Here is a 21909-nt window from a genome sequence, read left to right as displayed (position 1 = left end):
ATGGCTATCTGGCGGAATCCGGATCCCGGGTGATTCTCGTTCCCACGTCTTCCCCTTGGCAGATCGCCTTCATCACGCCCGTCGCCGCCACGTCGAACACGTGCATGAGCAGCCCTTGCTCATTGGCGAGCACGAAGGCGCTCTCGTCCATCACCCTCACCCCGGCCGCCAGGGCTTCTCGATAGGTGAGGTTGGTGTAGCGCTTGGCGTCCGGGTTCACGTTCGGGTCGCTGTAGTAGACCCCGTCGACGCCGCGCTTGGCGACCAGCAGCGCGTCGGCTTCGAGCTCCAGAGCCCGCTGGACAGCCGGATAGTCCGTCGTGACGTACGGCTGGCCGATGCCACCGGCGAGCAGGACGATCAGCCCGCGGCGAAGGTGCCGGTCGGCGCGCAGCCGGATGAAGGGCTCGGCGACACTCTGCATCGGCACAGCCGTCATCACCCGCACATCGGTCTGCGAACGCGCGGTGAGCACACCACGCAACATCAGCGCGTTCATCACCGTGCCGAGCATGCCGATGTTGTCGGCTTCGGCGCGGCCTATCCCCCAGCCGTCGGCCATCCGGCCGCGGAAGTAGTTGCCGCCGCCGATGACCACCGCGACCTCGACGCCCAACGTGCTGACGGAGAGGATCTCATCCGCCAGCTGAGCGAGGCTGGCCGGATCGGTTCCCCAACCGGCGTCGCCCGCAAGTGCCTCGCCGCTCAGCTTCACCACGACCCGTGAGTAACGACTCATCCCGTTCCCTTCACGGCCGCGCCCTCGGCGACCTGATCAAGGATACGAGGCGCATCCTCGCCAGAAGCATCCCGGCTGCAGGCGCCTCGACGGCCGCCCCATTTGGCATGATCCACAGCATGCGAACCCGGATGCTCTTCGTACGCCACGGGGACTCCCTGCACAAGCAGGACGGCGTGATAGGCGGCCCGAAGGGATGCCGCGGCCTCACCGACACCGGACATCAGCAAGCAGCACGACTCGGGCGGCAGATCGCCGCGGAAACAGGCGACGACACGACGACGATCTACTCCTCGCCCCTGCCACGCGCCGTGCAGACGGCCGCCGCGATCGCGACGGCCGCCGGCCTGCCCTCGTCACAGGACTGCGGGCTCTGCACGTGGCACACACCGCCAGAGGCGGACGGGCTCACCCACGCGGAGTTCCGGCGCCTCGACATCGAAGGCGGCGGCATCTACCGTCCGTGGCAGCAGGGCAACGAGACCTGGGCCGAGATGGTGACCCGCACCAGCCGCACCATCACCGACCTCGCCCACCGCCACCGCGGCGAGACCGTCGTCGTGGTCGGCCACGCCGAGACGGTCGAGATCTCCTTCAACGCCCTCGGGCTGCTGCCGGTCTACCGGTCCTTCGACCTCAAGGTGTCCCCGGCCTCGGTGACGGAATGGGTCACCGACGAGGAGCCGACACAGTGGCCGCCACCCAGGTGGACGCTCGTGCGCTTCAACGACACCCCAGCCCCTGGGGGAGGCGCTACGGCTCCGGGATGAACCGCTCCTGGTCGGGAGGGACGTTCACCGCGCGGGCCATCTCGACGTTGGCAGGGGTGATGGGCGCCAATCGCAGAAGCTTGTTCATGGGAGCACCCCTGGGTTCCAGGCGCGGGTCAGCTGTGGAGCAGGTGGGTGAGTGGCTCGTGCACGTCGGCGGGGTAGAGGTCGAGCTGCCCGAACTCGGCGGCGCTCGCCCAGACGAGCTCGAAGGTGTTGTCCGGCCCGTGGTCCACGGCTTCGTCACCGGAGAGCGACGGGACGCCGATCACGTCCCGCATGAGGAAGTAGGAGGCGGGCCGGCCGCCGTGCGAGCCGGTGAAGAGCAACCGGTCGATCGTCGCGGTGAGAGTCGTCTCCTCGTGGAGCTCGCGGACCGCGGCGCTCTCCGGCGACTCGCCGTCCTCCACGTGGCCTCCCGGGAGAAGCGCGTAGTGGTGCCCGGGACACGGCTGCCCCTGCCGGCCCTTGGCGGTGCAGATGCCGCAGGCGACGCCGGGGCCGCGCCGGAAGTACCGCTTGATGACCAGGACCCGGGCGCCGTCGACGACCACGGCGACCGCTCGGGGGATCGGCATGAGACGGATCATACGATCCGGCGTCGCACGGGCCGCGATCACTGCGGTTTCCAGCCCGTACACGTCCAGCCGCTCGGTGTGCACGACAGGGGGCCCGGTTCCGCTCATGGACGGGAAGCATAGAGGGCGTCAGAGGTCGCGTTCCTGGTCGTTGAGGATGGTGAGCGCGATCGTGGCCGCGCCGGCCGCGTCGCCGGACTCGATCGCCTCGTACAGGTCCTCGTGGGTGGAGTCGGAGCCGAGCACGGCGCGTTCCATGCAGTGGTCGCGGCGGACGGTCTCGCGCACCGCCTCGCTCATGCCGCGGTACAGGTCCAGCAGCACGGGGTTGTGCGAGGCCGCGGCGATGGACAGGTGGAACTCCACGTCGGCGTCGGCGAACGCGTCGAGGTCGGCGGCCTGGTGGGCGGCGGTGCGCCGGGCCAGGGCCTTCCTCAGGTCGTCGAGGTCGGCCGGCTTGCGGCGTTCGGCGGCCAGGCGGGCCGCCACGAGGTCCAGGCCGCGTCGTACGTCGATGATGTCCATGGTGGCCGCGCGGTCGAGGCGGCGCTTGAACGCCACCTCGCTCTCGTCGGTCGCGGTGACGTACGTGCCGTCGCCCTGACGCGTGGTGAGCAGCCCGGCGTGGACGAGCACGCGTACGGCCTCGCGTACCGACAGTCTGCTCACGCCCAGCGCCTCGGCCAGCCGGCTCTCCGTAGGGATCTTGGCCCCGACCGGCCAGACGCCGCTGGTGATCTCCTGGCGGAGCTCCCGGATGGCGGAGTCGACGAGGGAGGTCCGGCCCACGTGCCGCATTTGTCCTCTTCTCTAATCATCTGATGTCTGATAATTCTATGCCACTGTCGCCCTCGGGTTAAGGGGATCAGCCGGTATGGCTCAGATTCTGTTCACCGATGTACGCCCCCACGATGTCCTGATCGAAGACGGTCGCGTCGTCCCGCCGGCGCGCCGGGCGGAGGACTGCGAGGTGGTGGCGGCGGGCGGACTGCTCGCCCTGCCCGCCCCGGTGGACGCGCACGTCCATCCCGACAAGACCACCTGGGGCCAGCCCTGGCTGAGCCGCACCCCGGCCGGGACGCTGCGCGACCTGATCGAGGGCGACGTCGCGGCGCGGGCGGAGATGACCGCCCCGGTCGCCACGCGGGCCCTGGCGCTCATGGACCACGCGATCGCCCGCGGCACCCGGGCCTGGCGGGCGCACGTGGACGTCGCCCCGGTGTACGGGCTGAGCAACGTGCACGGCGTACGGGAGGCCGCTCAGGCCCGCGCCGGCCTGCTGGACGTGCAGATCGTCGCCTTCCCCCAGCTCGGGCTGCTGTCGCGGCCGGGCACGGCGGAGCTGATGGAGCAGTCGCTCAAGGAGGGCGCCGACATCCTCGGCGGGCTCGACCCCGTAGGCATCGACGGCGACCTGCACGGCCACCTCGACCTGCTGTACGGCCTGGCCGAGCGGCACACCGTCCCGCTCGACATCCACCTGCACGACGGCGGCGACGAAGGGGTCGCGCAGGTGCTGGAGATCGCCCGCAGGGCGAGGTCCAGCGGCGTGCCGACCACGATCAGCCACGCCTTCTGCCTGGCCGACCGCGCGGACCTCGCCGAGACGCTGGCCGAGGCGAAGGTCTCGCTGACCACCTGCGCGCTCGGCGCCGACCCGGTCCTGCCGGTCGGGCCCCTGGTCGAGGCCGGGGTGCTGGTCGGCCTCGGGTCCGACGGGGTGCGGGATCCGTGGACGCCGTTCGGCGACGGCGACATGATCAACCGCGCCCACCTGCTCGCCTACCGCACCGACGCCCGCACCGACGAGGAGCTGGCCAGATGCTACGAGATCGCGGCGCACGGGGGCGCCGCCCTGCTGGGCCTGGAGCAGGCCCGGCTCCAGCCCGGAGATCCCGCCGACTTCCTCCTGGTACGCGCCGAGTCCATGGCCCAGGCGGTCGTGGACAAGCCCATCCCCCAGTTCGTCGTCCGCAACGGACGCGTTCGCGAAAGGTCCTCCTGATGATCCGTCGAGCCCTACCGGTGGCCGCCGCACTCGCGGTGGCCCTGGCCGGATGCGGCCAGCAGGCCGCAGCACCGCAACAACAGCAGCAGGGCTCGGGCGAGGCGCCCAAGCTGGAGCTCAGGACCGTCACCGCCCCGGCCACCGGGGAACTGGACAAGGTGACGTGGAACCTGCCGTACGAGCCGCAGACGGTCGACCCGATCAGGTCGTTCAACTACGCCGAGAACACCGTACTGGCCAACATGTGCGAGAGCCTGCTGCGGCTGACCCCCGAGTTCGGCATCGAGCCCGGCCTGGCCGAGAAGGCCGACAACCCCACCCCGACCACGTGGGTCTACACGATTCGGGACGGCGTGAAGTTCTGGGACGGCACGCCGCTGACCGCCGAGGACGTCGCGGCCAGCCTCAACCGCCACCTCGACCCCGCGCTCGGCACCTGGTGGGGCGACTACTTCCATACCGTGCAGTCGATCAAGGCGACCGGGCCGATGCAGGTCACCGTCACGCTGAAGCAGCCCGACGTGCTGTTCAACCAGGCGATGGCCACCGCGGCCGGCGCGATCGTGTCGGCCGGGTACGCCGGGAAGAAGGACCTGGGCTCGCCGACCGGCGGGGTGATGTGCACCGGCCCGTACAAGTACGGGAGCTGGAAGTCCGGCGACGCGCTGACGATCACCCGCAACGACGCCTACTGGGACACCGCGCTGCGGCCGAAGACCAAGGAACTGGTCTTCCGGTTCATCGCCGACGAGACCACCGCCATCAACGCGCTGCGCTCCGGCGAGGTGGACGGGCAGTACTTCTACCTGCCGCCGGCGGGGCTCGGCCAGCTCCGGCAGTCGCCGACCGGCTCGGTCACGCTCGGCAAGTCGCTGACCTTCTGGACGCTGCTCGGCGCCGCAAAGTCCGGCCCGTACGCCGACCCGAAGGTCCGCCAGGCGCTGTCGCTGGCACTGGACCGGGCGGCCATCTCCAAGGTGGTCTTCCAGGGGACGGCGATGCCGCAGCGCACCCTCGCCGGCGCCGAGTACTGGGGATACCAGCGGGACGCCTTCCAGAAGGCCTACGACGCGATCCCGCCGGAGACGCCCGACCTGGCCAAGGCCAAGCAGCTGCTCACCGAGGCCGGCTCCCCCACCCAGACGATCACCATCGGGATCCAGGGCAGCTCGGCCGTCCACGAGCAGACCGCCAACCTGATCAAGGCGACCGGCGAGGCGCTCGGCCTGAAGATCGAGATCAGGGTGATCCCCGTCGAGCAGTACGGGAACCTCTACAGCGACCCCAAGGCCCGCGAGGGCATCGACGCCTTCTTCTCCACCTGGTACGGCAACGTGCCGGACCCGCTCGACATCTACACCGTCTTCCTGGCAGGCGGCCGTACCAACTTCAACGACTACGCGGCCGTGAACGCCGACATCGCCAAGGCGCGGGCCGCCTACGACGAGGCGGAGCGGGCGGGGCTGGTGACGGCGATCCAGCAGAAGGTCACCACCGACGTGCCGTGGATGCCGCTGAACAACCTGCCGGTGATCCTCTACATGAACAAGCGGGTGACCGGAGCCGTCGCCTCCTTCCCCTACCTGTACTACCCGTGGGCCGCGGGGCTCGGCGCGGCATGAGGTTCCTGGCGAAACGGCTGGCGGGGCTGATCGTGGTCCTGCTGGTCGCCTCCTTCCTGGTGTACGGCCTGCTCTACCTGGTGCCCGGCGGGCCCATGGCGTTCCTGCTGGGCAACCGCAGCGGCACCCCCGAGCAGGTCGCGGCCATCCGCGCGCAGTACCACCTGGACGATCCGTTCCTGCTGCGCTACACCGCCTGGCTGCGCGACGCGGTGACGGGCGACTTCGGCGCCTCCCTGGTCTACCGGCAGGACGTCTCCGCGCTGATGGCGTCCCGGGCGACGACGACCGTCTTCCTGGTGGTCTACGCGACGCTGCTGATCGTGGCCGGGGGCGTGGCGATGGGCCTGCTCGCGGCGCTGCGCGGCGGCCGGGCCGACGGGCTGGTCAGCCTGGTCTCCTCGGTGTTCCTGGCCACGCCGCCGTTCGTGGTCGGGGTGATCCTCGTCATCGTCTTCGCGCTGGGACTCGGCTGGTTCCCGGTCTTCGGGCCCGGCGACGGGTTCGGCGACCGGATCCACCACCTCACGCTGCCGGCGATCACGCTCAGCCTGGCCGGCGCCGCCTTCCTCGCCCGCATCACGCGGGCCTCGGTGTCGGAGGAGCTGGGCCGCGAGCACGTGGAGACCGCCCGCAGCCGCGGCCTGGCCGAGGGGCACATCGTCCGCAGGCACGTGCTGCGCAACGCGGCCATCCCGGTGGTGACCGTGGTCGGCCTGAACGTCGCCGGGCTGATCGCGGGCTCGGTCGTGGTGGAGAGCATCTTCGCCCTGGACGGTCTGGGCTCGTTGTTCGTCCGCGCGATCCTGCAACGCGACTTCGCGATCGTCCAGGCGGTGGTGCTCGTGCTGGTCACCGCCTTCGTCCTGATCAATCTGGTGGTGGACCTGTGCTACTCCGCTCTCGACCCGCGCCTGTCGCGGCAGTGACCCGCCGCCTGGGCGGGCTGGGCGTGGCCGCCGCCGTCCTGCTGGCCGTCGTCGTGGCGATCACCCTGCTCGCGCCGCTGCTCGCGCCCTACGACCCCGACCAGCCCGACCTGTTCAACGCGCTGGGCGGCGCCTCCGTCGCGCATCCGCTCGGCGGGGACGTCCTGGGCAGGGACGTGTTGTCCCGGCTGATGTACGGCGCGCGGACCACGTTGCTCGCCCCGGTGCTGGTGATCTGCGTCGCGAGCGCCGCCGGGACCACGCTGGCGATCGTCGCCGCCTGGGCGGGCGGCAAGGTGGACGCGGTCGTCTCCCGCCTGCTGGACGTGCTGTTCTCCGTGCCGGGCATCGTCTTCGCGCTGGTCACCGTGGCCGTGCTAGGTCCCGGCGTGCCCGGCGTGGTGATCGGCCTGGCGGTCGCGTACACGCCGTACGTGGCCCGGGTGGTGCGCAGCGCGGCGCTGCGGGAGCGCAGCCTGCCGTACGTGGCCGCCGCCTGGGTGCAGGGCCGGTCGGCGACCGCCATCTGCCTGCGCCACCTGCTGCCGAATCTGCGGCCGATCATCGTCGCGCAGTCGGTCTCGGCGCTCGGCTTCGCGGTGATCGACGTCGCGGCCGTCTCCTTCCTCGGGCTGGGCGTGCAGCCGCCCACCGCCGACTGGGGGCTGATGGTCAAGAGCGGCCTGGACAGCGCCATGCGCGGCCAGCCGCTGGAGGCACTGAGCGCCGGCCTGCTGATCGCGCTGGTGGTGGCCGCGGTGAACCTGTTGGGCGATCGCCTGGGGAGGCAGTCGTGAGCCTGTTGACGTTGGAGGGCTTCGGCCTGGCCGTGCCGTACGAACGAGGCTGGCGGACGCTGGTCGAGCACGTGGACCTGACCATCGGCGCGGGAGAGGCCGTCGGGCTGGTCGGGGAGTCCGGTTCGGGCAAGTCGATGACCGCCCGCGCGGTCATCGGCCTGACCCCGCCGGGCGCCCGCGTGACCGGCAGGATCGTCTTCGACGGCGCCGCCGTGCCCTCGGGCCGGGCGCTGCGGCTGCTGCGGGCCAGGCGGATCGCGATGGTCTTCCAGGATCCGCGGGCGCACGTCAACCCCGTCCGCAGCGTCGGCGACTTCCTCACCGAGGCCATGGTGCACAACCTGCGGATGCCGGTGCGGCAGGCGTCGGCGCGGGCCGTCCGGCTCCTCAAGGAGGTCGGCATCGCCGACGGCGAGCGGCGCCTGCGCCAGCACCCGCACGAGCTGTCCGGCGGCCTGCTGCAACGAGTGATGATCGCCTCCGTCCTGGCCGTCGAGCCCGACCTGGTGCTGGCCGACGAGCCGACCACCGCGCTCGACGTGACCACCCAGTCCGAGGTCATGGCCATCCTGGACGAGCTGCGCCGCGAGCGCGGCATGGCCATGCTGCTGATCACCCACGACCTGGAGCTGGCCGCCGCGACCTGCGACCGGCTGGCGGTGATGTACGCGGGCCGCATCGTGGAGGACCTCGACGGCGAGCCGCGCCACCCCTACACCCGCGGCCTCATGAGGTCGCGGCCGAGCCTTGAGGAGGCCGCGCACCGGCTGCCGGTGATCCCCGGACGGCCCGTGGCCGCCTTCGAGGCCGAGGACGGCTGCGCGTTCGCGCCACGCTGCGAGCTGGCCGAGCCGCGCTGCCGGGAGAGCCGGCCGCCGTCCGTCCGCGGGGTCGCCTGCCTGAGAGCGGAGGAGACGGCATGAGAGCGGAGGAGGCGGCATGAGCGTGATCGAAGCGCAGCGGCTGCGGAAGGTGTACGGCCCGGCCACGGCGGTGGACGAGGTCTCCTTCACCGTGGCCGAAGGTGAGTCGCTGGCCGTCGTGGGCGAGTCCGGGTCGGGGAAGACCACCGTCGCCCGCATGTTGCTCGGCCTGGAGACGCCCACCAGCGGCACGATCAGCGTCTGCGGGCGTCCGCGGGCGGCGGGCCGGGTCTCGGCGGCGGAGCGGCGCAGGCGGGCACGGGAGATCCAGATCGTCTTCCAGGACCCCTATTCGTCGCTGGACAAGCTGCAGCGGGTCGGCGACGTCATCGAGACCAGCCTTGCCCTGCACTTCCCGCTCACCTCCGCCGAGCGGCGGAAGAAGGCGCTGGACCTGCTCGAATCGGTGGGTCTGGCCGAACGTCACGCGGCGATGCTGCCCAGGCAGCTGTCCGGCGGGCAGCGCCAGCGCGTGGCCATCGCCCGCGCCCTGGCGGTGGAGCCGCGGGTGCTGGTGCTGGACGAGGCGGTCGCCGCGCTCGACGTGTCGATCCAGGCGCAGATACTCAACCTGCTCGCCGACATCCGCGAGCGGCGCTCGATCAGCTACGTCTTCATCTCCCACGACCTGGCCGTGGTCAACCAGATCAGCGACACGGCCGTGGTGATGCGGCACGGCCGCGTCGTGGAACGCGGCGCCACCCGCGCCCTGCTGCGCGAGCCGCAGGAGGAGTACACCCGCGCCCTGCTGGCCGCCGTGCCCAGGCCCGGATGGAAGCCGACCCGGAGGAACACACAGTGAGCACGCTGATCAGGGCGTCGTTCGTCATCGGCTTCGACGGCGAGGACCACGTCATCCACCGCGACGCGTGCGTCGTCTACGACGGCGACCGGGTCGTCCACGTCGGCCGTTCCTACGAAGGGCCGGTCGAGGAGGTGATCGACGCCGGTGAGGCGATCGTCGGGCCCGGCTTCATCGACCTGGACGCGCTGGCCGACATCGACCACGCCGTCCTCGACACCTGGCACGCCGACTCCAGCGGGCTGAACTGGTCGCACGACTACGCCGTCAACCGGCGCCGGGCCGTCTTCCCGCCGGAGGACACGCTCTTCATGCGGGAGTACGCGCTCACCCAGCTCATCCGCAACGGCATCACCACCGCGATGCCGATCGCCGCCGAGACGCACAGCGCGTGGGCGGAGTCGTACGAGGAGCTGGCCGGCGTCGTGGAGATCGCCGGGCGGCTCGGCCTGCGCATGTACCTGGGGCCGTCCTACCGCTCGGGCGTGCCGGTGCTGCGCGCCGACGGCAGTCGGGACGTGCACTGGGAGCCCGGACTCGGTGAGCGGGGGCTCGCCGACGCCGTCCGCTTCGTCCGGGACGTCGACGGCGCCCACGACGGCCGGATCCGGGGTGCGCTGCTGCCGTGCCGCATCGAGACCGTCACCCTCGGCCTGCTGCGCGCCACCGCACAGGCCGCGGAGGAGCTCGACTGCCTGGTGCGCCTGCACTGCATGCAGGGGCTGACGGAGCTGCGGCTGCTGCGCGAATGGTACGACCGGCACCCCCTGGACGTGCTGGCCGAGGTGGGCCTGCTCGGCCCGCGGCTGCTGGTGCCGCACGCCCTGTACCTCGGCGATCCCGGCACGCCGTTCGAGGGATCGCCGGACCGGCTCGCGGCGCTGGCGGGGATCGTGCACTGCCCCCTCACCTTCGTCAGGTACGGCGACGCGCTGCGCGACTTCGACCGCTACCGGGCGGCCGGCGTGACCGTGGCGCTGGGCACCGACTCCTTCCCGCCCGACATGATCCGCAACATGGACTACGGCAACAACCTGGCCAAACTCGTCACCGGACGACTGGACGCGGGCTCGGCCGCCGACTACTACCGGGCCGCCACGCTGGGCGGCGCCCGCGCGCTGGGCCGGGACGACCTGGGCAGGCTCGCCCCCGGCGCCAAGGCCGACCTGGTCGTCGTGGACCTCTCCGGCCCGCGCACCGGCCCGGTCGACGACCCGATCAGGACGATGCTGATGAACTGCACGGGCGCCGACGTGTCCACCGTGGTGATCGACGGCCGGCCGGTGATGCGCGACCGGACGATTCCCGGCGTGGACGAGGAGTCGATGCGGCTGCGCGCGCAGAGCTACTTCGAGACGATGAAGGCCGCCTACTCCGAGCGCGACCACCTGCGCCGCGACCCGGCGCTGCTGTTCCCGGCGTCCTTCCGCGTCGTCGAGGACGGCTCATGACCGACGTGACCTTCCTGTCCGGGCTCGCCGCCGAGCTCGACGTCCGGCTCGCCGCCGCGGACGAGCGGCTGCGCACGGCCTACCCCGGCGAGCCGGCCACCCGGCAGCCGGTGCACACGGTGTACGTCCCGGCCGACCGCTACACGCCGGACACCGTACCGGCGTGGGGCCGGCGGGCGCTGGCGGCGCTGGCCGAGCACGGCCGGACCGCCACGGAGTTCGCCGACGCGCTCGGCCTGCCGCCGCGCACGGCGGCGGAGGTGTACGACCAGGTCCGGGCCAAGCTGGCCCGCGAACCGGTCGAAGACCTCAGGATCGACTTCGAGGACGGCTACGGCCACCGCCCGGACGCCGACGAGGACGCCGCCGCCCGGACCGCCGCGAAGGCCCTGGCCGAGGCCACCGCCGCCGGAGCCGGCTCGCCGTTCTGCGGGATCCGGTTCAAGAGCTTCGAGGCGCCGACCCGGCGGCGCGGCCTGCGCACCCTGGCGCTCTTCCTGGAGACCCTCGGACCGCCGCCCGGCGGCTTCGTCGTCACGCTGCCGAAGGTGACCTCGGTCGAGCAGGTGGAGGCGATGGCGCTGGCCGCCGGACGGCTGGAGGCGGCGTACGGGCTGGCGAGCGGGAGCCTGCGCTTCGAGCTCCAGGTGGAGACGCCGCAGGCGATACTCGGCGCGGACGGCGTCTCGCCGCTGCCGTCGATGATCCGCGCCTCGGCCGGGCGCTGCGCGGGCCTGCACTACGGCACCTACGACTACTCGGCGGCGCTCGGGGTGTCGGCGGCGTACCAGAGCGCGGAGCATCCGGTCGCCGACCATGCCAAGGCGGTGATGCAGGTCGCCGCCGCCGGCACCGGCGTACGCGTCTGCGACGGGTCGAGCAACGTGCTGCCGGTGGGCGACGGCGACGCCGTCCGCGCCGCCTGGCGGCTGCACGCGCGCCTGGTGCTGCGCGCCCTGGAGGGCGGCCTCTACCAGGGGTGGGACCTGCATCCCGGGCAGCTCCCGAGCCGGTACGCCGCCGTCCACTCCTTCTTCAGGGAGGGGCTGCCGGCCGCCGCCGCCCGGCTGCGCGGCCATCGCGAACGCCGGACGTCCGGCTTCCTGGACGAGCCGGCGACCGTCCGCGCGATGGCCGGGTTCCTCGCCCGCGGCCTCGACTGCGGCGCGATCGGCGCGGCCGAGCTGGGCGCCCTGGCCGGGGTCACGCCGTCCGAGCTGCGCGCCATGCGCGCCGGGACGGGTGGCTGACGTGCGCATCCTCATCGTGAACGTGAACACCACCCGGTCGATGACCGACACGATCCGCGCCCAGGCGGCGGCGCACGCCTCGCCGGGGGTCGAGATCGTCGCGCTCACCCCGTCGTTCGGGCCGGAGTCGGTGGAGGGCAACTTCGAGAGCTACCTGGCGGCGGTCGCCGTGATGGACCGGGTCGTCCGCTACGACGAACCGTACGACGCGGTGATCCAGGCCGGGTACGGCGAACACGGCCGCGAGGGGTTGCAGGAGCTGCTCGACGTCCCCGTGGTGGACATCACCGAGGCGGCCGCGCAGGTCGCGATGCTGATCGGGCGTACGTACTCGGTGGTCACCACGCTGGACCGCGCCGTGCCGCAGATCGAGGACCGGCTGCGGCTCGCCGGGCTGGCCGGCCGGTGCGCGTCGGTCAGGGCCAGCGGGCTGTCGGTCCTGGAGCTGGAGGAGGATCCCGGCCGGGCCGTCGAGGCGATCGTCGCCCAGGCCCGGGAGGCCGTCATCGGCGACCGGGCCGAGGTGATCTGCCTGGGATGCGGTGGCATGGCGGGACTCGACCGGAAGATCACGGCTGCCACCGGGGTGCCCGTGGTCGACGGCGTGGCCGCGGCGGTCGCGCTCGCCGAGGGGCTCGTCCGGCTCGGCCTCACCACGAGCAAGGTGCGCACCTACGGGACGCCGCGCCCCAAGACCGTGACCGGGTGGCCGATCACCGGCGGCCCCGCGGCCGTCGCCGGGCCGGTCCGCGCGGGACGGCGCAGCCAAGGAGGTGTCGCCTGATGGCCCGGCTGGACCTGCTGTTCAGGGCCCGTCGCGTGGTCACCGACGCCGGGGAGGTGGCCCGCAGCATCGGCGTGCGGGACGGGACGATCGTCGCGGTCGAAGCGCTGGAGGCCGACCTGGCGGCCGCCGAGGTCGTCCGGCTCGGCGACGACGAGGTGCTGCTGCCCGGCCTGGTGGACAGCCACGTGCACGTGAACGACCCCGGACGGACCGAGTGGGAGGGGTTCGCGACCGCCACCCGGGCGGCCGCGGCCGGCGGCGTCACGACGATCGTCGACATGCCGCTGAACAGCGTCCCGCCCACCACCGACGCGGCGGCGCTACGGGTGAAGCGGGCGACCGCCCGCGCGCAGGCGCACGTGGACGTCGGCTTCTGGGGCGGCGCGGTGCCGGGCAACCTGCGCGAGCTGCGCGGGCTGCACGACGCGGGCGTGTTCGGGTTCAAGAGCTTCCTGCTGCACTCGGGCGTGCCCGAGTTCCCTCCCCTGGAGCCGGCCGAGCTGGCGGACGCGCTGCGCGAGCTGCGGGCGTTCGACGCGCTGATGATCGTGCACGCCGAGGACCCGCAGGTGATCGACCACGCGCCGCCCGCACGCGGCGCCGGCTACCGCGACTTCCTGCGCTCCCGCCCGCGCGGCGCGGAGAACCTCGCGGTCGCGCACGTCATCGAGCTGGCCCGCCGGACCGGCTGCCGGGTACACATTCTGCACCTGTCCAGCTCGGACGCGCTGCCGATGATCCGCTCGGCCCGGGACGACGGCGTGCGGATCACCGTGGAGACCTGCCCGCACTATCTGACGTTCAGCGCCGAGGAGATCGCCGAGGGGGCCACCATGTTCAAGTGCTGCCCGCCGATCCGCGAGGCGGCCAACCGCGAGTCGCTCTGGCGAGGGCTCGCCGAGGGCACGATCGACTGCGTCGTCTCCGACCACTCGCCGTGCACGCCGGAGCTCAAGCGGCTCGACACCGGCGACTTCGGCCTCGCCTGGGGCGGCATCGCGTCGCTCCAGCTCGCCCTGCCCGCGGTGTGGACCGAGGCCAGGCGCCGCGGCCACCCGCTGACCGACGTGGCGCGCTGGATGGCCGGCCGGCCCGCGCAGGTGGCGGGGCTGTCCGGCAAGGGCCGGATCGCGCCGGGCCACCAGGCCGACTTCTGCGTGTTCGCGCCCGACGAGACGTTCGTGGCCGACAAATACCGGCTGCACCACCGCCACCCCGTGACGCCCTACCACGGCCGCACGCTGGCCGGCGTGGTCCGCGGAAGCTGGCTGCGCGGCGAACGCATCGACATCGACGGCCCGCCGCGGGGCCGGCTGCTCACCCGAGGAGAAGCATGACCTTCACCCACTTCCCGGACCTGGCCTCGCGCGCGCTGGCCGGCAGTGTCGTGCACGCCAACGACGAGCTGTTCGCCGAGCGGGAGAACCTGATCAAGCCCGGCCCCGCCGCGTTCTCGGCGGAGGACTTCGGCCACAAGGGCAAGGTGTACGACGGCTGGGAGACCCGTCGCCGGCGCGAGCCGGGGAACGACTACGCGATCGTCCGGCTCGGCGTGCCCGGCGTGGTGCGCGGGGTGGTGATCGACACCGCCTGGTTCAAGGGCAACTACCCGCCGTACGCCTCGGTGGAGGCGGCGAGCGTCGAGGGCGCGCCGTCACCGGCCGAGCTGGAGCGGGCGAACTGGGAGACGATCGTCGGGAAGAGCGCGATCAGGGGCGACGCCGAGAACGCGTTCGAGGTCGCGGACCGGCGGCGCTGGACGCACGTGCGGCTGAGCATCTACCCCGACGGCGGGGTGGCCCGGTTCCGGGTGCACGGCGAGCCGGTGCCCGACCCGCGCCTGCTGGACGGCACGATCGACCTGGCCGCGCTGGAGCACGGCGGCAACGTGGTGGCCTGTTCCGACACGTTCTACTCATCGCCGGTGCAGCTGCTGCTGCCCGGCAGGGCCCGGATCATGGGCGACGGCTGGGAGAACGCCCGCCGCCGCGACGGCGGCAACGACCACGTGACGGTCAGGCTGGCGGGCCGCGGGCGGGTGCGCCGGGTGGAGATCGACACGTCGTACTTCGTCGGCAACGCGGCCGGCTGGGCCTCGCTGACCGGAACCGACGCGGGCTCTCCGGACGCGGACTCGGGCTCTCCGGACGCGGACTCTCCGGGCGCGGGCGCAGAGTGGTTCGAGCTGATCCCGAAGACCCGGTTGCAGCCGGACACCCGGCACTTCCTGCGCCCGGTGTCGGCCGCGCCCGTGACGCACGTCCGCCTGGACGTCTTCCCCGACGGCGGCCTGGCCCGGCTCAGGGTGCACGGCGAGCTGGACGCCGACGCCCACCGCGCGGCCGTGCTGCGCTGGCTCGACCTGCTGCCGGCCGGGCACGCCGTCGAGGTGCTCCGCGGGGCCGGCGTGCCCGGCCGGACCGCCGAGGAGCTCGTCGGCCGCCGGCCGTTCGCCGACGGCGACGTGCTGCCCCCGGCGCTGCTCCTGCCGGCGGGGCCGCCTTTCCGACCTTGAGGTCATTCGGGCGGCGCGCCGAACACGTACGAGCCGGGGGCGTCCGGGTCGTCGCCGGCCCAGAACTCGGTCCAGTGGAGGCGGAACTCCTCGCGCGAGAGGTGACCGTCGCCGTCCAGGTCGAGGCGGGGGAAGATGTCGTCGGTCGCCGAGGGGGCGCCGTTCCACGTCTCGATCAGCGCGCCGTACTCCGCACGGGAGATGAGGCCGTCGCCGTTGAGGTCGATGGCCTCGAACATCGCGTCGGCGGTGCCGGTGACCGCGTCGGTCATGTCGCCGAGCACGTCGACCACGCTGAGCACCTGGTCGAGGGAGACGCCGGCGTCGCCGCCCGAGGCGGCCCTGAGCACCGGCCACCAGCCGGTCATGACGGAGGTCAGCCGCTCCGGGCCGGCCGGACCCGCGAGGGCCGACCAGCGGTGGGCGAGCGCCTGGAAGTCGGCCTGGGTCAGCCGGCCGTCGCCGTCGACGTCCATCGCCCGGAAGACTCCGCCGACCTTCTTGCGCTGGAACTCACTGGCCACATCTGCCTCCACTCTTCGGGGAGACTCAATGCTGTCGAGTGATCACTTTTCGTGACCATAGTCGTTTGAGTGACTAATCCGTTACGTATTGTGGCCAGTCAGGTGAAGCCCGCGCAGCGGAGCCGCCCGTCGTCCGGTCGGTCACGCAGTTACCCTGGGCGGATGGGTCATGCGAAGACGTCGTTCGTCTGCCTGCCGTGCCGGGCCTCGTACAAGCAGCCCTACCCGCTGCCCGGCGACCGGGGCCGGTCGTGCCCGCGGTGCGGCGAGCCGCTGATCCACGTGGGCTCCGCCTTCGCGGCTCCCCGGCGACGCGACACCGCGGCCTGGCGGGTGCTGTCGCTGCTGCTGCACGCGGGCGTCGGCTTCCACAAGAGTTGTTGCGGCGGGCCCGGCTACCGGCCGCGCACGCTCGGCGCGGCTCGCGCGCGGATGGCGCACGCACGGGCCACCGGAGAGCCGTTCGCCACGGCCCTGACGCGTCCCGAACTGCCCTAGGACGGCCCGCATGACCATCGACGTCCGGACGCTGCTGCCCGTCGCCGAGCGGGCCGCGTCGATCGCCGGCGAGATCATCACGACCCGGGCGCCCGGCGTCCTCACCGCCAAGGGCGACCGCGACATGGCCACCGAGGTCGATTACGCCGTCGAGCACGCCGTACGCGAGTTCCTCTCGAAGGAGACGCCCGAGCTGGGCTTCCTCGGCGAGGAGGAGGGCGCGAGCCGGCCGGGCCAGGGCCTGACCTGGGTGCTCGACCCCGTGGACGGCACGGCCAACTTCCTGCACGGCATCCCGCTGTGCGGGGTCTCCCTGGGCCTGGTCGCCGGGGACGTGCCGCTGCTCGGCGTCGTCGGCCTGCCGTTCCTCGGCGTCCGCTACTCGGCCGCGCAAGGCGCCGGCGCGACGGCCAACGGCTCGCCCGTCCAGGTCAGCGGCGCCGCGGAACTCCAGGACGCCGTCGTCGCCCTGGGCGACTACGCGGTGGGCGCGGACGCGGCGGAACGCAACCGCCCCCGCTTCGCCCTGACCCAGGAACTGGCCGCGCGAGTCCAGCGCGTCAGGATGCTCGGCTCAGCAGCGATCGACCTCGTGTGGGTGGCCGACGGCAAGCTCGACGCGAGCGTCATGCTCAGCAACAACCCGTGGGACACCGCGGCGGGCGTCGTCATCGCCCGCGAGGCCGGAGCCCTGGTGGTCGACCTCGACGGCAGCCCCCACGACATGGCCTCCCGGGCGACCATCGCGACGAGCCCCGCCCTCGCCCCCGAGCTCCTGAAGCTCCTCACCGCCGCCCTTCCGCACGCCTCGGAATAGGTCTGGCCGGTCCCGGGCCCCGCTTCAGCCGCCGGCGCGGCCCTGGGCTGCGTGGGCCGCGTACAGCACGCCGAGTCGCCGGTCGATCTCCGTACGCACCGGGTCGTGCCGCGGGCCGAGGGCGAATCGCCGGTCGGTCCAGCTGCCGGGCGGATACAGCCACACCGGCCGGCCGGCCAGGTGGTCCGGTTCCCACTCGTACCGCGGCCAGACGTGAGCGTGCAGGAACTGGTCGGTGTTGCCGAGAATCTCCAGGTTCACCCGCCGGAACGCCGGGTCCAGCGCGCCGCAGGCCCGCTCGACCGCCTCGCCGAGCAGCTCCATGTCCGACAGGAAGGCCATCCGCCTGGCCCGGGGCAGGTCGGACAGCCGCTGCACGCCGGGCTCGTCCGTCAGGAGAACCGAGTATCCCGGCAGGAACTGCGTGTCACCGATCACGGCGAAGCCGGCGTCCAGCCGCCTGAGCACCGTGGGGTTCCGGCCCGCCAACGCACTGCCGACCCTGTCCCGCCGCCAGTCACCGCTCACGGCCCCCGACCCTACACACAAGCCGCCACAGCTCACCGGCGAGCACTCCCATCGACACTTCTGACAGCCGACGTCAACACGGCCGCTGCGCACGGGCGCTTGGCGGCCCGGCGGTGATCGATGGCATCGCCGGATGGAGGATGATCTGCCGTCTCAGCACTTGTCCGACGCGGGCATGGCCATCGGTGTCGGAGTCATGGTGTTCCTGATTCTGCTGCCCACCATCGTCTGGATCGCCGTGGTGATGTCGCGCGGCCGCAGGTAGGGCGGTCAGAGGGTGGCGTGGAGGTGGGAGAGCATCGTGCGGGCGGGGTGGCCGAGGATGTTCTCCAGATCGGGGGTCTGTCTCTCCAGGGCGCCGGCGCGGATCCGGGCGTTCAGCCAGGCCATCGGGCCGGGGGCGGCGTCGGGGACCTCGCGGTAGGGCACGCCCAGCGCCCGCGCCACCTCCGGGTGGGTCCACAGCGGCCCGGTGAAGTCGTAGGCGCGGCCCTCGTGGCCTTCGCCGGTCAGCACGTTGGCCGCCGCCTCGGCCAGGTCGGAGCGGAACGCGGTGTTCAGGCCGCGCCCTCCGCCGCTCCCGGTCAGCTCACCGCCTGAGACCCGGGGGACGAACGCGTCGCTGTAGAACGGGTGGCGCAGGATCGTGCACGGCAGGCCGCTGCGCAGGAGGGCCTGCTCGGTGGCGTGGTGGGCCTCGGTCATGCCGGTGGCGACGGTGTCGGCGTCCAGGAAGCTGGTGTAGACGACGGCGCCGACGCCCACGTCCGCGGCGGCGGCGAGGGCGGCCAGGTGGTGGCCGATCCGGCGGCCGGGGTCGAGCTCCGGCGAGGAGATCAGGAGCAGGCGGGTGGCGCCCTCGAACGCCGTGCGCAGGCTCGCCGGATCGTCGTAGTCGCCCCGCCGCACCGGGACGCCCTCGGGCGCGCGGGCGGGATCGCGCACGGCGGCGACGACGTCCGCCCTGGTGCGCAGCCGGTCGATGACGAGACGGCCGAGCGCGCCCGACGCCGCCGAGATAACAATCATGGAGCTCCCTCTGATCAGGATGAGTGCTGAAAGTGAACTGCCGCGACGTCCTGCGACGCCACTGCTTTTCGCCCGGGACGGGCCCACGACGGCCCCAGAGGAGCATTTCCGGAGAAGACCGCCCAGGTCACCCGGGTTAGCGTGATCGTGGACCTCTGGAGAGAACATGGACGAGCTCATCACGTACGGCAAATGGGCGTCGGTGCGCGGCTCGCTCAAGGCGGCCACCGACCGGTTCGCGAAGCTGGTCTCCATCGTCGATCCCCACGCCATGGCGACCCGGGAGTGGACCGTCGCCGAGACCGCGGCCCACGTCACCGCGATCGCCTCGCTCTACACCTGCGTGGTGCGCGGCGACGTGACCACGCCCTTCCCGGAGCTGGCCGAGCCGATACTCGGCGCGAACGTCGACACGGTGAGCGCCCTGAACGAGCTGGCGTTCGAGCACTTCCCCGAGCGGGACCCGGTCGTCCTGGCCGAGCGGCTGCGCGGCGACGTCCGGGAGATCCTGCGCGCCGGCGCGGAGGCGGATCCGGCGACGCCGGTCCCGTGGCTGGGCGACGCGCGGGTGCCCGTCGCGGGCGTGCTGGCCCACCTGCTGAACGAGTTGCTGCTGCACGGCTGGGACATCGCCCGCGCGACCCGTACCCCCTGGTCGGTGCCCGCGCGGGACGCCGGGCTGTTCTTCGACCTGTTCCTCATCGGGATGATCAGGAACGACTACGGACATCTGATGGACACCGGGACGCCCGCCCCGCCCCGGCGGATCACCGTCGGGTTCCACTCCGCGCACACCGCGCCGGCGGCGCTGGCGCTCGAGAACGGGCGGGTGTCGGTGGCCGAGATGGGGCCGCAGGTGGACGTGCACGTGCGGTTCGACCCGGCGGCGCTGAACCTGCTGCTGTTCGGCCGGATGTCCAGGACGCGGGCCGCGCTCACGGGCAAGGTGGCGGTCTGGGGGCGGCGTCCGTGGCTGCTGCCGGCCTTCCTGCGGTTCGTACGGCTGCCCACGACGACGGTCCCGCGCTCACGCGCCGAGTCCATACAGGTGTGAACGCCACAAAGTATTCACCCGGTGGGCGCATACTGGAGGAGATGAAGCGAGCCAGCGGCGATTCTCGTCGTCACCTGCCCACAAGTCCCTTCAAACCGCCGCCTCCGGCGCCACCCGCGGAGCAGTTCGACATGCACGACCGGGTGAGCCACGACCGATTCGGCCTCGGTGTCGTCATCGGTGTGGAGGACGACGTCGCCGTACTGGTCGACTTCGGATCCCGGCAGGAACGGATCACGACGCCGTTCAACAAGCTGTACAAACTCTGAGAGCCGGTCCGCGACGCCCGTGTGCCCCGAGGGCCGCATGGGCGGGACCGACGCGCGGCGGGCCCGGCCGAGGGCGCCGGGTTTCAGTGACTCACGGGGACAGACGCTCGTGGGTCGATGGCGCGCGGAGTGGAGTCGCGGAGTGGAGTCGGCGGCTCAGGGGGTGACGATGGCGAAGTCGCGGGCCGGTGAGTCGAGCACGGCGACCAGCCGCTGCAGCGCCGTGATGTCGCCCTCCCGCTCCACCCCCTCCACGCCCTTGCCGGCCAGCAGGCCGTGCAGCTGGGCCCTGGTGAGGCGGAGCGTGAGGTCCACGGGCTCCTCCGGCGGGTTCAGCCGCTGGACGAGCACGCCGTTGGACAGCGTGGTGCGGTACAGCTCCCCCAGGTCCGTCAGGTGCCAGTCGATCGACAGGCTCTCGTGCCAGGCCTTGGGGCCGTCCACGCGGATGGCGAGGGAGTCGAAGATCTGCTCCACGGTCAGGGCCGCGAGCAGGTCGGGCGAGGTGGTGGTGACGCGGGTGGGGGCGATGCCGTCGGTCAGCTCCATGGCCCCCGTCAGGTACGAGTTGCGCCACGTCCCGTTCTCCGCGCCCTGGCCGAGCTGGGTGTAGACCTCGGCCAGCAGGTCCCTGGCCGCCTTGTTGCCCTCGTCGGCGAAGACGGCGTGGTTGAGCAGCTGGACGGCGAAGCGCAGGTCGTTCTCCTCGATGTAGCGGCGGGCGAAGGCCACGACGGCCGCGCCGCCGCCCATGCACTCGACGTACCGGATCGCGCTCTCCCTGGGCGGGTGCTCCCACAGGTGGGCGGGGTTGCCGTCGTACCAGCCGAGGTAGCGCTGGTAGACGGCCTTGACGTTGTGGCTGACCGAGCCGTAGTAGCCGTGGGTGTGCCAGACCTGTTCCAGCGCGGGCGGCACCCGCATCTGCTCGGCGATCTCGGCGCCGGTCAGTCCCTTGTTGAGCAGGCGCAGGGTCTGGTCGTGCAGGTAGGCGTACAGGTCTCGCTGTTCCTGGAGGAACCGGACGATGTTGCTCTTTCCCCAGGTCGGCCAGTGGTGGGAGGCGAAGGCGACCTCGGCCCGATCGGCGAGCAGCGTGAGGGTCTCCGACAGGTAGCGGGCCCAGACGCGGGCGTCGCGCACCTGGGCGCCGCGCAGCGTGAGGATGTTGTGCAGGTTGTGGGTGGCGTTCTCGGCCAGGCACAGGGCGTCGCGGTCGGGGAAGAGGAAGTTCATCTCGGCGGGGGCCTCGGTGCCGGGGGTGAGCTGGAAGACGATCCGCACCCCGTCCACGATCTCCTCCTGGCCGGTGCGGCTGACGTCCACGGTGGGCGGGATGAGGGACGTGGTGCCGGTCGAGGACGTCATGCCGAGGCCGCAGCCGATCTGGCCGTCCGGCGCGTGCGGCAGGGCCAGGCCGAACATGTAGCCGGCGCGGCGGTTCATGGCGGGGCCGGCGTAGACGTTCTCGGAGACCGCGTGGTCCATGAAGCCGGCGGGGGCCAGGATCGGCACGTTGCCGTCGGTGACGCCGCGCACGCCGCCGAAGTGGTCGACGTGGCTGTGGGTGTAGACGACGCCGGTGACCGGCCGGTCGCCGCGGTGGCGGCGGTAGAGCGCGAGCGCGGCGGCGGCGCACTCGGTGGAGACCAGCGGGTCGATGACGATGACGCCGACGTCGCCCTCGACCAGGGTCATGTTGGACAGGTCCAGGCCGCGTACCTGGTAGATGCCGTCGGCGACCTCGTACAGGCCCTGTTTGGCGCAGAGCTGGCTCTGCCGCCACAGGCTGGGATGAGCGGTTTCGGGGCATTCGGCGTTGAGAAAGGCGTAGGAGTCGTTGTCCCAGACGACCTCGCCGCTTCTCGACCTGACCACGGCGGGGGTCAACTTCGCGATGAAGCCGCGATCGGCGTCCTCGAAGTCGCCCGTGTCATGAAATGGAAGGTCTGCCATGTCTGCTCGCATGCCCCCGAATGGACGCTCGTAGCTCAACAACCAGCCCCAATAGCATGA

24 protein-coding genes are annotated in these 21909 nt (G+C 72.3%); 17 read left to right on the top strand and 7 right to left on the bottom strand.

The genetic code is table 11. From position 1 onward, the window contains the following. Window positions 1–4: 4 nt before the first annotated feature. Entirely contained in the window at window positions 5–718 is a 714-nt protein-coding gene (gene pyrH / locus ACIBQ6_RS22750; protein WP_397214224.1) for a UMP kinase, read from the bottom strand. A gap of 140 nt (window positions 719–858) precedes the next feature. Here pyrH and ACIBQ6_RS22745 point away from each other — a divergent pair, with 140 nt between their 5' ends. Further along, entirely contained in the window at window positions 859–1509 is a 651-nt protein-coding gene (locus ACIBQ6_RS22745) for a histidine phosphatase family protein (RefSeq protein ID WP_397214222.1), read from the top strand. A 116-nt stretch (window positions 1510–1625) separates the two neighbouring features. Here the strand turns inward: ACIBQ6_RS22745 and ACIBQ6_RS22740 are convergent, their stop codons facing one another. Together ACIBQ6_RS22740 and ACIBQ6_RS22735 are read right to left on the bottom strand one after the other, a co-directional pair. Further along, the gene (locus tag ACIBQ6_RS22740) at window positions 1626–2087 is read right to left on the bottom strand and encodes an NUDIX domain-containing protein (protein ID WP_358289529.1); all 462 of its coding nucleotides are present in this window, start codon (window positions 2085–2087) and stop codon (window positions 1626–1628) included. 129 nt (window positions 2088–2216) lie between these two features. Next, on the bottom strand, window positions 2217–2885 hold the full coding sequence (locus tag ACIBQ6_RS22735) for a FadR/GntR family transcriptional regulator (RefSeq protein ID WP_397154222.1): 669 nt from the start codon (window positions 2883–2885) through the stop codon (window positions 2217–2219). A 76-nt stretch (window positions 2886–2961) separates the two neighbouring features. Between ACIBQ6_RS22735 and ACIBQ6_RS22730 the strand changes: the two genes are divergently transcribed. Genes ACIBQ6_RS22730 through alc form a run of 11 tightly spaced genes read left to right on the top strand, consistent with a single transcriptional unit; the run spans window position 2962 to window position 15174 of the window. Further along, window positions 2962–4092, top strand: a complete 1131-nt coding sequence (locus ACIBQ6_RS22730; protein ID WP_358289537.1) for an amidohydrolase family protein — start codon at window positions 2962–2964, stop codon at window positions 4090–4092. Further along, window positions 4092–5717: an ABC transporter substrate-binding protein gene (locus tag ACIBQ6_RS22725; RefSeq protein WP_397214220.1), complete on the top strand. Its 1626-nt coding sequence runs from the start codon at window positions 4092–4094 to the stop codon at window positions 5715–5717. The genes ACIBQ6_RS22730 and ACIBQ6_RS22725 overlap by 1 nt, the downstream gene beginning before the upstream one ends. Beyond that, the gene (locus ACIBQ6_RS22720; RefSeq protein WP_397214218.1) at window positions 5714–6646 is read left to right on the top strand and encodes an ABC transporter permease; all 933 of its coding nucleotides are present in this window, start codon (window positions 5714–5716) and stop codon (window positions 6644–6646) included. Before ACIBQ6_RS22725 ends, ACIBQ6_RS22720 begins: the two co-directional genes overlap by 4 nt. Next, entirely contained in the window at window positions 6643–7443 is an 801-nt protein-coding gene (locus ACIBQ6_RS22715; RefSeq protein ID WP_387679601.1) for an ABC transporter permease, read from the top strand. Before ACIBQ6_RS22720 ends, ACIBQ6_RS22715 begins: the two co-directional genes overlap by 4 nt. Next, window positions 7440–8369: an ABC transporter ATP-binding protein gene (locus tag ACIBQ6_RS22710; RefSeq protein ID WP_397214216.1), complete on the top strand. Its 930-nt coding sequence runs from the start codon at window positions 7440–7442 to the stop codon at window positions 8367–8369. The genes ACIBQ6_RS22715 and ACIBQ6_RS22710 overlap by 4 nt, the downstream gene beginning before the upstream one ends. Before the next feature lie 16 nt (window positions 8370–8385). Next, window positions 8386–9171, top strand: a complete 786-nt coding sequence (locus ACIBQ6_RS22705) for an ABC transporter ATP-binding protein (RefSeq protein ID WP_397214214.1) — start codon at window positions 8386–8388, stop codon at window positions 9169–9171. Further along, window positions 9168–10622 (top strand): amidohydrolase family protein, encoded by a 1455-nt coding sequence (locus ACIBQ6_RS22700; RefSeq protein WP_397214212.1) that lies wholly within the window; start codon window positions 9168–9170, stop codon window positions 10620–10622. Before ACIBQ6_RS22705 ends, ACIBQ6_RS22700 begins: the two co-directional genes overlap by 4 nt. After that, window positions 10619–11872 carry a DUF6986 family protein gene (locus ACIBQ6_RS22695; RefSeq protein ID WP_397214210.1) on the top strand — a complete coding sequence of 418 codons (1254 nt, stop codon included), beginning with the start codon at window positions 10619–10621 and terminating at the stop codon, window positions 11870–11872. The genes ACIBQ6_RS22700 and ACIBQ6_RS22695 overlap by 4 nt, the downstream gene beginning before the upstream one ends. 1 nt (window position 11873) lies before the next feature. Continuing rightward, window positions 11874–12656 (top strand): aspartate/glutamate racemase family protein, encoded by a 783-nt coding sequence (locus tag ACIBQ6_RS22690; RefSeq protein WP_397214208.1) that lies wholly within the window; start codon window positions 11874–11876, stop codon window positions 12654–12656. Further along, window positions 12656–13996 (top strand): allantoinase AllB, encoded by a 1341-nt coding sequence (gene allB / locus ACIBQ6_RS22685; RefSeq protein WP_397214206.1) that lies wholly within the window; start codon window positions 12656–12658, stop codon window positions 13994–13996. Before ACIBQ6_RS22690 ends, allB begins: the two co-directional genes overlap by 1 nt. Further along, window positions 13993–15174: an allantoicase gene (gene alc, locus ACIBQ6_RS22680; protein ID WP_397214204.1), complete on the top strand. Its 1182-nt coding sequence runs from the start codon at window positions 13993–13995 to the stop codon at window positions 15172–15174. The genes allB and alc overlap by 4 nt, the downstream gene beginning before the upstream one ends. Window positions 15175–15176: 2 nt before the next feature. Here alc and ACIBQ6_RS22675 read toward each other — a convergent pair whose 3' ends face one another. Then, a complete protein-coding gene (locus ACIBQ6_RS22675; protein WP_387679623.1) occupies window positions 15177–15698 on the bottom strand; it encodes an EF-hand domain-containing protein in 522 nt (173 codons plus the stop codon). 162 nt (window positions 15699–15860) lie between these two features. Here ACIBQ6_RS22675 and ACIBQ6_RS22670 point away from each other — a divergent pair, with 162 nt between their 5' ends. Continuing rightward, entirely contained in the window at window positions 15861–16196 is a 336-nt protein-coding gene (locus ACIBQ6_RS22670; RefSeq protein WP_358289570.1) for a hypothetical protein, read from the top strand. Window positions 16197–16206: 10 nt separating this feature from the next. After that, window positions 16207–17013, top strand: coding sequence for an inositol monophosphatase family protein (locus ACIBQ6_RS22665; RefSeq protein ID WP_397214202.1), 807 nt, complete (start codon window positions 16207–16209; stop codon window positions 17011–17013). A 24-nt stretch (window positions 17014–17037) separates the two neighbouring features. Here ACIBQ6_RS22665 and ACIBQ6_RS22660 read toward each other — a convergent pair whose 3' ends face one another. Beyond that, window positions 17038–17541: a diadenosine tetraphosphate hydrolase gene (locus ACIBQ6_RS22660; RefSeq protein WP_397214200.1), complete on the bottom strand. Its 504-nt coding sequence runs from the start codon at window positions 17539–17541 to the stop codon at window positions 17038–17040. A gap of 133 nt (window positions 17542–17674) precedes the next feature. Here ACIBQ6_RS22660 and ACIBQ6_RS22655 point away from each other — a divergent pair, with 133 nt between their 5' ends. Further along, entirely contained in the window at window positions 17675–17806 is a 132-nt protein-coding gene (locus ACIBQ6_RS22655) for a hypothetical protein (protein ID WP_397214198.1), read from the top strand. A gap of 5 nt (window positions 17807–17811) precedes the next feature. Here the strand turns inward: ACIBQ6_RS22655 and ACIBQ6_RS22650 are convergent, their stop codons facing one another. Next, window positions 17812–18570, bottom strand: coding sequence for an NAD(P)H-binding protein (locus tag ACIBQ6_RS22650; protein ID WP_397214196.1), 759 nt, complete (start codon window positions 18568–18570; stop codon window positions 17812–17814). A gap of 166 nt (window positions 18571–18736) precedes the next feature. On the opposite strand from ACIBQ6_RS22650, the gene ACIBQ6_RS22645 reads away from it, so the two are divergent. Together ACIBQ6_RS22645 and ACIBQ6_RS22640 are read left to right on the top strand one after the other, a co-directional pair. Continuing rightward, window positions 18737–19624: a maleylpyruvate isomerase N-terminal domain-containing protein gene (locus tag ACIBQ6_RS22645; RefSeq protein ID WP_397214194.1), complete on the top strand. Its 888-nt coding sequence runs from the start codon at window positions 18737–18739 to the stop codon at window positions 19622–19624. A gap of 41 nt (window positions 19625–19665) precedes the next feature. Next, complete coding sequence (locus ACIBQ6_RS22640) at window positions 19666–19893, top strand: hypothetical protein (protein ID WP_352327393.1); 228 nt, start codon at window positions 19666–19668, stop codon at window positions 19891–19893. Between the two features lie 156 nt (window positions 19894–20049). On the opposite strand, the gene ACIBQ6_RS22635 is transcribed toward ACIBQ6_RS22640, so the two are convergent. Further along, window positions 20050–21849 carry an alkyl/aryl-sulfatase gene (locus ACIBQ6_RS22635; RefSeq protein WP_397214191.1) on the bottom strand — a complete coding sequence of 600 codons (1800 nt, stop codon included), beginning with the start codon at window positions 21847–21849 and terminating at the stop codon, window positions 20050–20052. Window positions 21850–21909: the final 60 nt, after the last annotated feature.

Source organism: Nonomuraea sp. NPDC049655 (genome assembly GCF_044465465.1).
Taxonomy (GTDB): Bacteria; Actinomycetota; Actinomycetes; order Streptosporangiales; family Streptosporangiaceae; genus Nonomuraea.
Note: the sequence above shows the minus strand (reverse complement) of the source record. Positions and strands in the feature narration are given on the sequence as shown.

Coding starts and splice junctions, on each gene's coding strand:
- ACIBQ6_RS22745 (WP_397214222.1), top strand. CDS start 859: ATGCGAACCCGGATGCTCTTCGTACGCCACGGGGACTCCCTGCACAAG.
- ACIBQ6_RS22740 (WP_358289529.1), bottom strand. CDS start 2,087: ATGCCGATCCCCCGAGCGGTCGCCGTGGTCGTCGACGGCGCCCGGGTC.
- ACIBQ6_RS22735 (WP_397154222.1), bottom strand. CDS start 2,885: ATGCGGCACGTGGGCCGGACCTCCCTCGTCGACTCCGCCATCCGGGAG.
- ACIBQ6_RS22730 (WP_358289537.1), top strand. CDS start 2,962: ATGGCTCAGATTCTGTTCACCGATGTACGCCCCCACGATGTCCTGATC.
- ACIBQ6_RS22725 (WP_397214220.1), top strand. CDS start 4,092: ATGATCCGTCGAGCCCTACCGGTGGCCGCCGCACTCGCGGTGGCCCTG.
- ACIBQ6_RS22720 (WP_397214218.1), top strand. CDS start 5,714: ATGAGGTTCCTGGCGAAACGGCTGGCGGGGCTGATCGTGGTCCTGCTG.
- ACIBQ6_RS22705 (WP_397214214.1), top strand. CDS start 8,386: ATGAGCGTGATCGAAGCGCAGCGGCTGCGGAAGGTGTACGGCCCGGCC.
- ACIBQ6_RS22695 (WP_397214210.1), top strand. CDS start 10,619: ATGACCGACGTGACCTTCCTGTCCGGGCTCGCCGCCGAGCTCGACGTC.
- allB (WP_397214206.1), top strand. CDS start 12,656: ATGGCCCGGCTGGACCTGCTGTTCAGGGCCCGTCGCGTGGTCACCGAC.
- alc (WP_397214204.1), top strand. CDS start 13,993: ATGACCTTCACCCACTTCCCGGACCTGGCCTCGCGCGCGCTGGCCGGC.
- ACIBQ6_RS22670 (WP_358289570.1), top strand. CDS start 15,861: ATGGGTCATGCGAAGACGTCGTTCGTCTGCCTGCCGTGCCGGGCCTCG.
- ACIBQ6_RS22665 (WP_397214202.1), top strand. CDS start 16,207: ATGACCATCGACGTCCGGACGCTGCTGCCCGTCGCCGAGCGGGCCGCG.
- ACIBQ6_RS22655 (WP_397214198.1), top strand. CDS start 17,675: ATGGAGGATGATCTGCCGTCTCAGCACTTGTCCGACGCGGGCATGGCC.
- ACIBQ6_RS22650 (WP_397214196.1), bottom strand. CDS start 18,570: ATGATTGTTATCTCGGCGGCGTCGGGCGCGCTCGGCCGTCTCGTCATC.
- ACIBQ6_RS22645 (WP_397214194.1), top strand. CDS start 18,737: ATGGACGAGCTCATCACGTACGGCAAATGGGCGTCGGTGCGCGGCTCG.
- ACIBQ6_RS22640 (WP_352327393.1), top strand. CDS start 19,666: ATGAAGCGAGCCAGCGGCGATTCTCGTCGTCACCTGCCCACAAGTCCC.
- ACIBQ6_RS22635 (WP_397214191.1), bottom strand. CDS start 21,849: ATGGCAGACCTTCCATTTCATGACACGGGCGACTTCGAGGACGCCGAT.